The 13081-nt window shown below is 65.0% G+C and carries 15 protein-coding genes; 9 read left to right on the forward strand and 6 right to left on the reverse strand.

The window, feature by feature from the left end; all coding sequences use genetic code 11:
* Window positions 1-11: 11 nt before the first annotated feature.
* Window positions 12-1232 carry a DUF1835 domain-containing protein gene (locus tag HWQ56_RS13835; RefSeq protein ID WP_176570852.1) on the reverse strand — a complete coding sequence of 407 codons (1221 nt, stop codon included), beginning with the start codon at window positions 1230-1232 and terminating at the stop codon, window positions 12-14.
* A gap of 259 nt (window positions 1233-1491) precedes the next feature.
* Here HWQ56_RS13835 and HWQ56_RS13840 point away from each other — a divergent pair, with 259 nt between their 5' ends.
* On the forward strand, window positions 1492-2847 hold the full coding sequence (locus HWQ56_RS13840) for an LLM class flavin-dependent oxidoreductase (RefSeq protein ID WP_176570853.1): 1356 nt from the start codon (window positions 1492-1494) through the stop codon (window positions 2845-2847).
* Window positions 2848-2891: 44 nt separating this feature from the next.
* Here the strand turns inward: HWQ56_RS13840 and HWQ56_RS13845 are convergent, their stop codons facing one another.
* Window positions 2892-3983 carry an NADH:flavin oxidoreductase/NADH oxidase gene (locus tag HWQ56_RS13845; protein WP_176570854.1) on the reverse strand — a complete coding sequence of 364 codons (1092 nt, stop codon included), beginning with the start codon at window positions 3981-3983 and terminating at the stop codon, window positions 2892-2894.
* 53 nt (window positions 3984-4036) lie between these two features.
* Between HWQ56_RS13845 and HWQ56_RS13850 the strand changes: the two genes are divergently transcribed.
* A complete protein-coding gene (locus HWQ56_RS13850; protein WP_176570855.1) occupies window positions 4037-4372 on the forward strand; it encodes an ArsR/SmtB family transcription factor in 336 nt (111 codons plus the stop codon).
* An 18-nt stretch (window positions 4373-4390) separates the two neighbouring features.
* Here HWQ56_RS13850 and HWQ56_RS13855 read toward each other — a convergent pair whose 3' ends face one another.
* The gene (locus HWQ56_RS13855; RefSeq protein WP_158153651.1) at window positions 4391-5578 is read right to left on the reverse strand and encodes an MFS transporter; all 1188 of its coding nucleotides are present in this window, start codon (window positions 5576-5578) and stop codon (window positions 4391-4393) included.
* Window positions 5579-5805: 227 nt separating this feature from the next.
* Between HWQ56_RS13855 and HWQ56_RS13860 the strand changes: the two genes are divergently transcribed.
* From HWQ56_RS13860 to HWQ56_RS13875, 4 genes are all read left to right on the forward strand, one after another.
* The gene (locus tag HWQ56_RS13860; protein ID WP_176570856.1) at window positions 5806-5976 is read left to right on the forward strand and encodes a hypothetical protein; all 171 of its coding nucleotides are present in this window, start codon (window positions 5806-5808) and stop codon (window positions 5974-5976) included.
* 65 nt (window positions 5977-6041) lie between these two features.
* Window positions 6042-6224, forward strand: coding sequence for a hypothetical protein (locus HWQ56_RS13865; protein ID WP_158153650.1), 183 nt, complete (start codon window positions 6042-6044; stop codon window positions 6222-6224).
* Between the two features lie 18 nt (window positions 6225-6242).
* Window positions 6243-7247, forward strand: a complete 1005-nt coding sequence (locus tag HWQ56_RS13870; RefSeq protein ID WP_233270824.1) for an SDR family oxidoreductase — start codon at window positions 6243-6245, stop codon at window positions 7245-7247.
* A gap of 94 nt (window positions 7248-7341) precedes the next feature.
* Entirely contained in the window at window positions 7342-7758 is a 417-nt protein-coding gene (locus HWQ56_RS13875; protein ID WP_158153648.1) for a response regulator, read from the forward strand.
* A gap of 14 nt (window positions 7759-7772) precedes the next feature.
* Here the strand turns inward: HWQ56_RS13875 and HWQ56_RS13880 are convergent, their stop codons facing one another.
* Window positions 7773-8975, reverse strand: coding sequence for an MFS transporter (locus HWQ56_RS13880; RefSeq protein ID WP_245217859.1), 1203 nt, complete (start codon window positions 8973-8975; stop codon window positions 7773-7775).
* Window positions 8976-9155: 180 nt separating this feature from the next.
* Here HWQ56_RS13880 and HWQ56_RS13885 point away from each other — a divergent pair, with 180 nt between their 5' ends.
* From HWQ56_RS13885 to HWQ56_RS13895, 3 genes are all read left to right on the forward strand, one after another.
* Entirely contained in the window at window positions 9156-9647 is a 492-nt protein-coding gene (locus tag HWQ56_RS13885; RefSeq protein WP_158153646.1) for a heme-degrading domain-containing protein, read from the forward strand.
* Window positions 9648-9755: 108 nt separating this feature from the next.
* Window positions 9756-10790 (forward strand): YncE family protein, encoded by a 1035-nt coding sequence (locus tag HWQ56_RS13890; protein WP_176570858.1) that lies wholly within the window; start codon window positions 9756-9758, stop codon window positions 10788-10790.
* A 137-nt stretch (window positions 10791-10927) separates the two neighbouring features.
* A complete protein-coding gene (locus HWQ56_RS13895; protein WP_158153644.1) occupies window positions 10928-11185 on the forward strand; it encodes a polysaccharide deacetylase family protein in 258 nt (85 codons plus the stop codon).
* An 88-nt stretch (window positions 11186-11273) separates the two neighbouring features.
* Here the strand turns inward: HWQ56_RS13895 and HWQ56_RS29430 are convergent, their stop codons facing one another.
* Complete coding sequence (locus tag HWQ56_RS29430; RefSeq protein ID WP_176570859.1) at window positions 11274-11726, reverse strand: short chain dehydrogenase; 453 nt, start codon at window positions 11724-11726, stop codon at window positions 11274-11276.
* A gap of 81 nt (window positions 11727-11807) precedes the next feature.
* Window positions 11808-13031, reverse strand: coding sequence for a zinc-dependent alcohol dehydrogenase (locus HWQ56_RS13905; RefSeq protein ID WP_158153642.1), 1224 nt, complete (start codon window positions 13029-13031; stop codon window positions 11808-11810).
* Between the last annotated feature and the right edge of the window lie 50 nt (window positions 13032-13081).

Below are 13081 nucleotides of genomic sequence, written 5' to 3' on the forward strand. Positions count from 1 at the left end.
TGGCGCCCGGTCTACAAAGGCTGTGGTGGGGCAGGCCGCCACAGGGGGGCGCCCTGGGCATCTATCGCCCAATGAGCCTGGCCCGGCCTGATCGCGACGCCACCTACCCAGCGCTCTCGGTCGCTGTGGTCCGGCCAGTACGCCTGGCTGGCGAGGACCCTTTCACCCAAGGCGGTCAACCGAACCGGCCGGTGTGGCCAAGGCAATTGCGGCGAGTCTTCGACCAACAGCGGTTGCCTGGCATCGATCAACGGCCGCAGCAGGGCATGGAACATCAGGTCGCCCAGGTACGGCAGCGGTTCGCGTCGGCTCATCAATTCGGCAAACACTTGGCCGATCGTCACTTCGCCCACCTCGTGGATGTAACGCAGCCCCAGGCGCTCGGTCAGTGACAGGCCATCGGCAATACCCGGCAGTTCCTGCAGTTGGCGACGCAACGCCGGGGCCAACAGGGGCAACGCCAGATGGTCTTCACGTGCCAGGTCCGCCAGGGCCAGCGGGGAGGGCGCACAGTAGGATTGCCAGGCCTGACGCGCCAGGGCAAGCATGGCGGCGTCCACAGGGCGACGCTGCGGCCACAGCCAGGCGAGCAGGTCCGGCGCCAGTTGGCCGATGCCGATGAAGCGTTGCACGCCCGGCACCTGTCGTACTTCGATCAGCTCCAGGCGTTCAGGCACCTTTGGGAGCCCAGCCAGGGCCCGGATCAGAAACAGTTGGTCATAGGCATCGGCCTCGCACCACAACACGTTGTGGCCGGGGCCTGCCAGTTGCGCCAGCGCGTTGTATTCATCCTGTGTTCGCTGCAAAGCGTCGGCCAGCGGAACATCGAATGTCTGGCTGATGAACGCACTGCGCAAGGCCCGATACGGTTGCGGCGCCACGTCCTGGACCGGGCCCATGCACAGGGGGTCGGCGAGCATGTGAAAGGCGCCGCGAAAACCGGCCAATTGCAAGCTGTGGGCAATGTCGTTGCCGCAGCGCCAGTGGCCGGTGTTGGCCTCATCGCTGGCCTCGAAGCCTGGGTGGCGGGCCGCGAAGTCGATGGCGTCGACATGGGCCTTGAGCTTCGGCCAACTGCTGAAGCCCAGCTCCCGAGCCGTCAGCCATTGAGCGTGGGCGAGTGTCGGTGGTGTCGACGGATTGGTCTCGGCCTTCAGTTGGCGCAGAAGGTCCTTGGCACGCTTGCGCTGCTGTTCAAGGTTGATACGGCCGTCGTTGGAAGATGCAGGCATACGAACTCCTTGGGCAACCTGGGTCCGCTTCAAGGTCGGGGAGTCGTGATGACAGAAAAACGCATGAACAATCCTGGGCGCAGCCCTTTCCGCGGATGGCGGCGTGGATAACGCCGGGGAGCCACTATAAGGCAAACATCCCGTTCGAGCCACCGTGCTTATAGCAGTGGCGCATAAGCGCGCATTTTCGATTATTGGACGCAGCCGGGCGCAACGCGCAAAGCTGGCACTTTTTGCACCGGCACAGGGAACCCTGCCCATGAGCACCGCCCGACAACTGAAACTCGGCGCTTTCATGCGTCCCGTGAGCATTCATACTGGCGCCTGGCGCTACCCCGGCGCGTGGAAAGACGCCAACTTCAATTTCCAGCACCTCAAGCGCCTGGCACAGACCCTGGAACGGGGCAAGTTCGACGCGTTTTTCATGGCCGACCACCTGGCCCTCCTGAACATGCCGCTCGATGCCCTGAAACGCAGCCATACGGCCACGTCCTTCGAACCCTTCACGCTGCTGTCGGCCCTGAGCCAGGCCACCGAACACCTGGGGCTGGTGGCCACCGCTTCCACCAGCTTCGATGAACCCTTCCATATTGCCCGGCGCTTCGCTTCTCTGGACCACCTGAGCAACGGCCGGGCCGGCTGGAACATCGTGACCACCTCCAACCCCGATGCAGCCCTGAATTTTGGCCTGGAACAGCACCTGGACCACGACCAGCGCTACGCCCGTGCCCGTGAGTTTCATGACGTGGTCACTGGCCTGTGGGACAGTTGGTCCGACGATGCTTTCACCCGCGACGTGGCCACTGCCGAGTACTTTGACCCAGCCAAGTTGCATACCCTCAACCACCGCGGCGAGCATTTGTCGGTGCGCGGCCCGTTGCACATCGCCCGGCCTGTGCAAGGCTGGCCGGTGATCGTCCAGGCTGGCGCTTCGGAGCCAGCTCGGCAACTGGCCGCCGAGACCGCCGATGTTATTTTCGCCGCACCCGGCAACCTGGAAGAAGGCCGGGCCTTCTACGCTGACGTCAAGGCCCGCTTGGCACCGTTGGGCCGTGAACGCGACCAGTTGAAAATCCTCCCCGCGGCCTTTGTGGTGGTGGGTGATACCGTGCAGCAGGCCCGCGAAACCCGCGCGCGGCTCGACAGCCTGGTGCATTACGAGAGCGCGATTGCCTCACTGTCCATCGCCTTGGGCACCGACGCATCACGCTTCGACCCCGACGCCTTCCTGCCGCCAGTACCGCAGACCAACGATAGCCAGAGCAGCCGTGAGCGGGTGCTGGCCCTGGCCGACCGCGAGCAACTGACCGTGCGGCAGCTGGCCCAGCGCCTGGGGGGTTATGCCGGATTGGCGTTCGTGGGCACCGCGCAGACGATCGCCGATGAGATGCAGGAATGGCTGGACGGCGAAGGCAGTGATGGCTTCAACGTGATGTTCCCGTGGCTACCGGGCGGGCTGGACGATTTTGTCGACAAGGTGGTGCCGGAACTGCAGGGGCGGGGGATTTTCAGGCGAGAGTATGAGGGCGCGACGTTACGCGAGAACCTGGGGTTGGCGCGGCCGGCGAACCGGTTCTTTACTGCGGATCAGGCTTCGCCCGAAAAAAAAATATAGCAAGACGCGGCCTCACGGCCGCGTGCTACAGAATGACGACTCGCTTAGCGGTAACGCTCAAGCCAATGCGCGTAAGGCGCTGGCAGCGTCCAGGATGCGTTGTCTACGCCCAGTTCCTTGGCCGCGAAGTACGCCCAGTGCGGGTCGGCCAGGTGCGCGCGGCCCACCGAGACCAGGTCCAGTTGGCCTGCCTTCAACGCGCCGTCCGCCAGTTGAGGGGTGCCGAAGCCCCAGGCCGAGGTGACCGGCAAGCCGGCTTCGCGGCGCACGCGTTCAGCGATCGGCCCCAGGAACGCCGGGCCCCAGGGAATGTTGGTGTCAGGAATGGTGAAGCCGACGCTGACGCTGAGCAGGTCCAGGCCACCGGCCTTGAAGCGGCGAGCCAGTTCAATGGATTCTGCAAGGGTCTGCTCGTCGCGACCGTCATATTCCACCACGCCGAAACGTGCCGTCAGTGGCAGGTGCTCGGGCCAGACTTCACGCACCGCCGCCAGGGTTTCCAAGAGGAAACGGCTACGGTTGTCGAAGCTGCCACCGTAGGCGTCGGTACGCTGGTTGGCGTGTTCGCTGAAGAAGCTCTGGCCCAGGTAACCGTGGGCAAAGTGCAGCTCGATCCACTCAAAGCCAGCCTCAAGGGCGCGGCGGGCGGCGTCGACGAAGTTCTGGCGAACCCGGGCGATATCGTCCAGGGTCATGGCCTTGGGCACTTTCGGCAGGTTGGCGCCGAACGCGATGGCGGAAGGGGCCAGGGTGTCCCAACCTTCAGGGTTGCCCTCGGCAATATGGTCGTCGCCTTCCCACGGGCGGTTGGCGCTGGCCTTGCGGCCGGCGTGGGCAATCTGGATGCCCGGCACCGCGCCGCCGGCCTTGATGGCCTGCACGATCGGTACGAAGGCCTGGGCGTGCTCGTCGCTCCAGATACCGGCGCAGCCGGGCGTGATACGCCCTTCAGGCGCCACGGCAGTGGCTTCGACCACCACCAGCCCAGCACCACCACGGGCCAGGCCGGCCAGGTGGACATGGTGCCAGTCGTTCACCAGGCCGTCCTTTGCCGAGTATTGGCACATCGGCGGAATCGCGATGCGGTTGCGCAGGGTGACGTCCTTCAGGGTAAAGGGCTCGAACAGTGCGGACATGTGCAGACTCCAGGGAAATGGACTAGATTCGGTTGTTCGATCATAATCGAACAATGGCATTTTATGGAAGCCTCGATATCATGTGCGCCATGCGAGCCTATACCCACCCCAATCCTGAAGACTTCACCCTGGAACGTTTGCTCTATGCACTGAGCGACCCCGTGCGCATGGGCATCGTGCGCTGCCTGGCCAACGTCGAGGAGGCCAGCTGTGGTGAACTGGATGGCGGGCGGCCGAAATCGAGCATGTCCCACCATTTCCGTGTGCTGCGTGACGCAGGGCTGGTGTATACGCGAAGCGTGGGCACCAGCCACATGAACTCGTTGCGAACCGAGGCGCTGAACGGGCGGTTTCCGGGGTTGCTGGCCAGCATCCTGGCCCAGCGTTGATGCCCCCGGGGTTGCTCCTCACTCGCCGCCTTTCATCCGGCGCGCCACTGCGTAGAGCCCCAACCCCACCACCGCGGTCGCCGCGCCGATGTAGCCGGTGCTGGTCCAGCCCAGGCCTGCGGTGATCGCCATGCCGCCAAACCATGGCCCCAAGGCGTTTGCCAGGTTGAACGCGGCATGATTGGAGGCCGCCGCCAGGCTGGGCGCCTGGTGGGCGATGTCCATCAGGCGGATCTGCAGCGGTGACGCCAGGGCCACCATGGTGCCCACCAGGCCGATGCCCAGCATCACGCCCCATAGCGAACCCGCGGCGAACGGGAAGAACAGCAGCACGGCCATGGACCAGACCAGCAGCAGGCCGACCGCGCGGAACCCCAGACGGTCGAACAGTTTGCCACCGGCGATGTTGCCGATGATGCCGCCCACGCCGAATGCCGCCAGGCCGAACGGAATCCACTCAGGGGCCACCTGGGTGACGTCGAGCATGGTGGGGGCCAGGTAACTGAACACGCAGAACATCCCGGCGAACCCGATCGCGCCAATGGCCAGGGCCATCCATACCTGGGGTTGGGTGAAGGCGAGCAATTCGCGCCGTGGGTCGCTGCGCGGTTCGTCGCGACGGTCCGGCACATAACGCCAGACCAGGGCGATGGTGCACAGCGCAATGGCGGCCACCAGCGCAAATGCCGAGCGCCAGCCGAAGAACTGCCCCAGGAACGTGGCGATCGGGTTGCCCAGCAGCATTGCCAGGGTCAGGCCCATCATCACCCGTGCAACGGCGCCGGCGCGCTTGTTGGCCGGCACCATGCTGGAGGCCACCACCGCGGCAATGCCGAAGAAGGCGCCATGGGGCAGGCCGCTGATGAAGCGGAACACCACCAGCGCGCCAAAGCTGGGGGTGAAGGCCGTGGCGGCGTTGCCCAGTGCGTACAGGGCCATCAACAACAGCAGCATGTGCTTGCGCAGCAGTTTGGCGCCCAGGATCGCCAGCAGCGGCGCACCCACCATTACCCCCAGCGCGTAAGCACTGATGGCATGGCCGACCTGGGGCTCGCTCAGGTGCAGGTTGCTGGCAATGTCGGGCATCAGGCCCATGATGGCGAACTCGCCGGTGCCGATGGCGAAGCTCCCCACGGCCATGGCCGCTTCCATTTTGGCGGCGTCGCGAGCGGGCAGTACATGCCCGGGTGTTTGCTGGATGGACATGCGTCTTTCCGTTCTCAAGTCAGTGCTGAAAGGCAAACCGCCGATGATAGCGAAATGGCGGCGAAGGCGTCTAGAACAGCTGTTTGCGGGATAGTTCCACGCCGTTGCACGAAAGCCGGGAGGGCTCGCGGTGCCCAGCCACCGGTCCGGCGCGGTGCTCCCCCGGCGGAACAACCCGCCGGGTGCCGAGGACGAACATAGACAAACCACGAAAAGGAGCCGCCGCCATGACCCAGCCCACCCGTTCCGGCCAGCACCCCGACCGCAGTCATCCCCCAGGGGAAGTGGAGCGCGACAACGACGCTCACCGCGCCGATACCCCCAAAGAGCGTACACGCGACTCCACGGCCCAGGAGACCGCCCGGGAAGTCACGCCTGGTAGCAAACCGGCTGGCTGAATCTGGCTGAACTTTTCGCCGCCCCACCGCCTCCCTTGTTAACCACCCCACAAGGAGACTGGACCATGAAACCGCTGAAGTTGCTGGGCCTGGCCTGCTGCGTCTTGACGCTGCATGGCTGCTTCAACGAAACCGACCACCCGGCCAAGGACGCGGACCGCAGCAAGGCGTCAGTGCAGATGCAGAAACCGGACGCGCCCACCGGCGAAGCCACCCCTCAAGGTGAGCCGTCCAAAGCCAACCAGTGACCCGTAGCGCCCAGGAGCCTGCCCATGGATGAATTCAAGACTTCACGCCGCTACCTGCTGCAAGGTGCAGCCATCACCGCCGCCGTTGGCTTCACCGCCCCGGCGCTGGCCCAGTCGACCACGCCCGGCGCCACCGCGGCCACCCCGCTGCGCAATCCCCAGGGCGGTTTCCCCAAACCGCCCTTTACCGAGCAGTCGCAACCCTGGCCAGGCCTGGCCAGCAAGATGAACCCGCGCCCGGACCACGGTGAAGACAGTTACCAGGGCTCGGGGCAGTTGAGCGGGCGTCGCGCCCTGATCACGGGGGGCGACTCGGGGATAGGCCGCGCGGTGGCCATTGCCTTTGCCCGCGAGGGTGCAGACGTGGCCATCAATTATCTGCCGGCCGAGGAGGCGGATGCCCAGGAGGTGGTGAAGCTGATCCGCGACGCCGGGCGCAAGGCCGTGGCCATTCCCGGCGACTTGCGGGATCCGGACTTCTGTCGCAACCTGGTGCAACAGGCGCATACCGCGCTCGGTGGCCTCGACATTCTGGTCAGCAACGCCGGGCGCCAGCACAGCTACGACTCGATCCTGGACATCCCCGACGAACAATTCGACTGGACAGTGAAAACCAACCTCTACGCCATGTTCTGGGTCACCAAGGCGGCGGTGGCGCTGATGCCCGAAGGCTCGGCGATTGTCTACACCGCCTCGGTGAATGCCTACGACCCGTCGAAAAACCTGTTGGACTACGCCATGACCAAGGCCGGTATCGCCAATTTCAGCAAGGGCCTGGCCAAGCAGCTGGCGGACCGTGGCATCCGTGTCAACGCCGTGGCGCCGGGGCCGTTCTGGACGCCCTTGCAAGTCAGCGGCGGGCAGACGATGGAGAAGCTCAAGTCGTTCGGCAGCGACACGCCACTGAAACGTCCAGGGCAACCGGCGGAGATCGCCGGGCTGTATGTGCAGCTGGCGTCCGCGAAGTCCACCTACGTCACGGGCCAGGTGTTCGGGGCTTCCGGCGGTGCCGGGCAGCCTTGAGGCGCACATGCGCGGCAAAGGTGGCAGATAGCTAGCATCGACCGCCGCGGCCATTGGTGAAACACTCGACGCCTCTAACGCAAGCGGGGGTGTCGTGGATATCCAATGGCAGGAGCTGCAAACGATTCAGGGCGACGTCATCGTCATTGAAGATGACCCCACGCTACGGGCGCTGATGGTCGACATTGTCGAGCAGCTCAATGCGCATTGCGTGGCCTTCGACACGGCTGACGACGCCCTGATCTATATGCTGCAGGCCGACCGTGCGTTCGCCTTGCTGATCGCCGATCATGGCGTACCCGGTACGATCCAGGGCACGGAGCTGTCGGCCATGGTCCAGCAGAAATGGCCGGACGTGGGGGTGATCCTCACCTCAGGTTACCTGCTGGAACCCTCGACACTGCCCCCCAACGTTGTCTATCTGCTTAAACCATGGTCACTCGATGGCCTGGTGACGGCTATCGCAGGCCTGGTGCAACCCGGCGTCGCGCTGCACAAGACGGCCGGGTAGGGCCCGGCCACCGTCTATACCGCCGCCTGCCCGTGCAGGGCCTGGCGTTGGGCTATCAACCGTGCCAACCACAGGCACAGGCCGAAAGCCAACAGCGCCATGGCCGCCAGCATGTGGATCATCGCTTCGCTGCCCAACGTCGAGATCAGGTAACCGCAGGCAATGGGAGCCACCGCCTGCGCCAGCAACGCTGGCCGCGCCATGCGCCCGGACACCACCGCGTAGTCGGCCGGGCGCACGACCACCAGGGGCAAGGTGCTCTTGACGATGGCACGCAGGCCATTGCCGGCGCCGTAGCACACGAGCCCCCAGGCGACCAGGCTGGGGACGAACTCCACCACCAGCAGGCCGATGGCCGTCATCCCACTGGACAGCAGCGCGGTGAACAACGGTGCCTGGCGCTTGAGCGCCAGGTCAATCACCCGGCACAGCACCTGGGCCGGCCCCACCAGCGCCGCCAGGGCAATGGCCGAGGCCAGGCTGTGCCCCCGCGCTTGCAGTACCGTCAGCAGAACGATGGAAATGCAGGTCATCAAGGCGGCAGCGATGGCGAACAGCGCCGTCATCACCCAGTAGATCGACGGTGCCAGCGGCTCGCCCGCTCCCTGTTCAGCCCGTTGATGCGCGGGGGCGTTGACATGCTCAGGCAGCGCCAGGCGGTACAACGGAAACAGCGCCACCAGCACCAGCACCGCGAAGGCCCCGCAGGTACCGCGCCAGCCCAGCAGATGCACCATCAAGGCCAGCAGGGGCCAGATCACGGTGGTGCAGAAACCGGAAATCAAGGTCACGCCGACAATGATAGGGCGCGCCTGCATGCCGTAGGTGGCGCCCAGTGACGTGAACAGGGCGTCATAAAGCCCCGTTGCCATGGCCGCGCCCAGCACCACCCACGCCAGCAGGTACACCGCCAGGTTCGGCGCCAGGGCCATCATGGCAAGCCCCACCGCCATGATCAGTCCATGGGCAGCGATGACCTTGCGCCCGCCGACCCGGGCGATCAGGCGCCCCACCCGCGGTGACAGCAGGCTGGCCACCAGCAGGCCGATGGACGCGCCGCCCAGCACCCACTGGTGGGACCAGCCGGTATCGTGGGCAATGGGGTCGGCCAGCACCCCCAGCAGGTAGAACGAGCCTCCCCATGAGAGGATTTGCAGCACCCCCAGCAGGGCGATCCTGGCGGGGCCCGGGCGTGGGGGCAGGGTAGCGGTGTTCACGCGATATCCTTGGTCAGCACAAAGAAGGGCCGCCAGCATGCCGTGGACGCACGCCGTGGTCCAGCCAGACCATTGGCGGGGACAACAACAGCTGCGCACTCAGGGCAACTGTTCTATCGTGTGGGGCACCCCGGCCCGGATGCCGAGGCACTACGTACCCTCATCGGCCTGGAGGCTGACATGACACTGGAGCAAGACCTGGCAATACTGAGCCGGCAAGAACACGCGTTGCAATGGGAGCGCTTCGATGAAGACGCCGCCTGGCAACTGGGCAGCCTGCTATACGCCCGTGCGGTGCACGAAGGGCTGGGGGTGGTGATCGATGTGCGGCGGTTTGACCGGCCACTGTTTTTCGCCGCCCGGCCCGGCGCCTCGTTCGATAACCACGAATGGGTGCGGCGCAAGGCCAATACCGTGCAGCGGTTCCTCAAAAGCTCTTACCGCATCGCGCGGGAACTGGCGCTCGAAGGGCTCGACATCACCCAGCGCTACCATCTTTCGCCAGCGGACTACGCCTACGTGGGCGGCAGCTTCCCGATCCGCGTGCGCGGCACCGGGGTGATTGGCAGTGTCACGGTATCTGGCCTGCCGGACCGCCAAGACCACCAGATCGTGGTGGAGGCACTGTGCGACCTGCTGGGGCACGAGCGCGCAGAGCTGGCGTTGCCTTGATGGCGTAAGGCTATAGGCGCGCGAGGTGTCTATTTCCGAACTCTGCGCCAATCCTGGGGGTCACAACCGATGCACGTTGCAAGGACCTCGACCCCCAAGGAGATGAACATGCCCCACGCACCTCACACGCTGTTTACCCGCACTTGCCTGGCGGCGTTGCTGCTGGCCGGCGCCTCACTGGCCCACGCCGATGACCTGCTGCTGGTCGGCAACAAGGATGGCGCCAGTGTGTCGGCATTGAGCCTGAAGGACGGCAAACAGGTGCTTCGCCTGCCGGTGAGCACGGGCCCCCATGAAGTCATCGTCGCCGCCGATGGTCGCCTGGCGGTGGTCGGCAATTATGGCGCCCAAGGCGTCGCCAACAACCGCCTGAGCGTGATCGACTGGCTTTCGCGCAAGGTCGTGCGCACCATCGACCTGGGCCAGGACTCCCGCCCCCACGGCATCCGCTTCCTGCCCGACAACCACCGCGTGGTGGTCACCACCGAGGACAGCGAACGCCTCCTGGTGGTCGACCTGGCGCAAGGCAAGGTGCTGCAGCGTATCGCCATTGGCGGCGGTCAGCCGCACATGGTCGTGCTGTCGCCCACCGCCGACCGGGCCTATGTCACCCACGTCAAGGACGGCAGCCTGTCGGTGGTCGACCTTGCCCAGCAGCGCAAGATCGCCACCGTGCCCACCGGCCACAGCACCGAGGGCATCGCCATCAACCAGGCGGGTACCGAGGTATGGGTGAGTAATCGCGAAGACAACGACGTGGCGATTGTCGATACCCGAACGCTGAAAGTCACTGACCGAATCAAGACCGGCCAATTCCCGATTCGCATCGTGATGACCCCTGATGGCCAATACGCACTGGTGACCTGCGCCAAGTCAGCGGAGCTGGCTGTGATCGACGTGGCGCAAAAACGCGAGGTCCGGCGGGTCAACCTGGCGTTCGAAGGCGCGCAGTACCGCAAGACCCTGCTGGGCGCAGCGGCCCTGCCCATTGGCGCCGTGGTGTCGGCTGACGGCAAGCATGCCTATGTGGCCATCAGTGGAGGCGATGAGGTGGCGGTCATCGATACCGCCACCTGGACGGTACAGGCCCGCTGGCCTGCCGGCCCTGAGCCTGATGCCCTGGCGCTGGTGCCAGAGGCGTGATGTCCTGTCGGTGATTGAGCCTTTACCGGCGGCAATCACCGACGTCGATATTCACTATGCCGCCAGGTGTTTTTTCGATCCGGCCGGCCAGTCGTACAGTGGGCTCCATGTTCTTCCACCCGCTCAGGAGCCCCACCATGAAACCTGTATTGACCTTCACCCTTGCCATGTCCTTGCTCGCCACCGGCAGCGCGTTCGCCACCCCACAGACGGTGACCAGCCACGAGCGGGTCACCGTTGCCCAGGACGGCGCCGAGCATGCGCGCAACCACAACCTGCGCACGGCCCAAGCTGGCAGCGAAGCGGTGCAACCACGCCAGCACATGGAGCGTGCGAGCGTTATCTATGTCGCTGAAGTGCGCAAGGAGTTCGGCTCGCAGTACCAGCGCTATTGATCGGCGGGCTGTTGCCCCAGCCCGGGAGCCGTGATGGTCCCGGGCAAAGCCGTGCCTGGCCTTCGCTGGAATACATGTCATACAGCCCCTAGCGCCGTTGATGGCCCGCCAGCAGGCGGCCCAGGGCGGTGCCGACCACGAACGCGGCGCCGACCGCCGCCCAGATGACCGCGGGGGAGGGGCGCTTTATTGGCAACGTGGGGCCGGTGGACGTGTCTTCCTCATCGACCCCTTGAGGGTCGGAAGGATGCTCCTGGGAAATGAAGCGCTGCGCTTGCAGCTTCAACGACGCGCCTTCGACCAGGGTCAACGTCAAATCCTCGATGATGCCGGCGATGCGGTCGGCGAAGACGGGCGCGCCGTTGGGGTCCAGTTGGTCATAAATGAACTGCTGGCCCTCCACCCAGCCGACCGCGGTCAGCAATTCGGGGCTCAGGTAGTATTTTCCGTCCAGGAAAAAACCCGGGAACTGATGACCATCGTCCCGGGTTTCGACGGTATAGCGTTCGCCTGCGCGCATGCCTGTGGCTGAGTCGATCATGGTTCACGTCTCCTGTTATTGTTCGGTTCCACCTTGAGATAGGCGGGCGCTGGCATTCCAGCGCCCGCATCAGCACCGGGATCAGGACACCGGCAGGCCGATGACGTCTTCCGAGACGGGCACCTCGATGCCAGCCTTGCCCGGCGTGAGGATGACTTTGCGGCAGTCCTCTTCCTTCTTGTCGAAGATCTTGTAGCCGTCCGCCGCCTGCTCCAGGGACATGCGGTGGGTAATGATGGTTTCGGGCCGCAATTTACCCGCCTCGATGATCTCCAGCAGTTCCGGCAAGTAGCGTTGCACATGGGTTTGCCCCATGCGGAAGGTCAGGCCTTTGTCGAACGCATCGCCGAACAGGAAACCGTGGATAAAGCCGGAGTACACCCCGGGCACGCTGACCACGCCGCCGCGCCGTACCGCGGCAATGCACTGACGCAGGGCCTTACCGCTGCTACCTTCGAGTTTCAGGGTAGCCAGCACGGTTTCGGTGGTGCTGCCCTTGGCTTCGAACCCGACCGCGTCCACCACGCCGTCGACCCCGCGCGAACCTGGGGTCTGGCGAATGATGGTGTCGGCCGGGTCGTCATCGTCATCGAAGTTGATCGGGATGACGCCATAGGCTTGCTGGGCGTAGGCCAGGCGGTAGTCATGATGGTCGACCATGAAGATTCGGTCGGCTCCCAGCATGCGGGCCACGGCCGCGCACAACAGGCCCACGGGCCCGGCGCCGTAGATGGCGATGCTGGAACCGGCACCGATCTGGGTATTGGTTACGGCCTGGTACGCGGTGGGCAGGATGTCGGAAAGAAACAGCACTTTTTCGTCCGCCAGCGTGCCCGGCACCTTGAACGGCCCGGTGTTGGCTTTGGGCACGCGCACGTATTCGGCCTGGCCGCCAGGGATGCCGCCGTACAGGTGGCTGAAGCCAAACAGGGCGGCGCCCGGCGGAATAGCCTTCTTGTTGATGATGGCGCCGCGGCCGGTGTTGGTGGTCTCACATGCGGCGAACAGATCGTGCTGGCAGAAGAAGCAACTGCCGCAGGCGATGACGAAGGGAATCACCACCCGGTCGCCGCGCTGCACGGCAGTCACATCGCTGCCGACGTCCTCGACGATGCCCATGAACTCATGCCCGAAAATGTCCCCGTGCTCCACAGTGGGGATCTTGCCGCGGTAAAGGTGCAGGTCGGAGCCGCAGATGGCGGTTGCCGTGACCCGCAGGATGATGTCGTCCGCCGCCTCGATGACCGGGTCCGGAACGGTGTCGACTTTCACGTCGTGTGCGCCGTGGTACGTCAATGCTCTCATGGTGCGTCTGCCTTTTGGTGGGGAGCCTTAAGTGCAGAGGAGGAGCGCAG

Source organism: Pseudomonas eucalypticola, from assembly GCF_013374995.1.
Lineage (GTDB): Bacteria > Pseudomonadota > Gammaproteobacteria > Pseudomonadales > Pseudomonadaceae > Aquipseudomonas > Aquipseudomonas eucalypticola.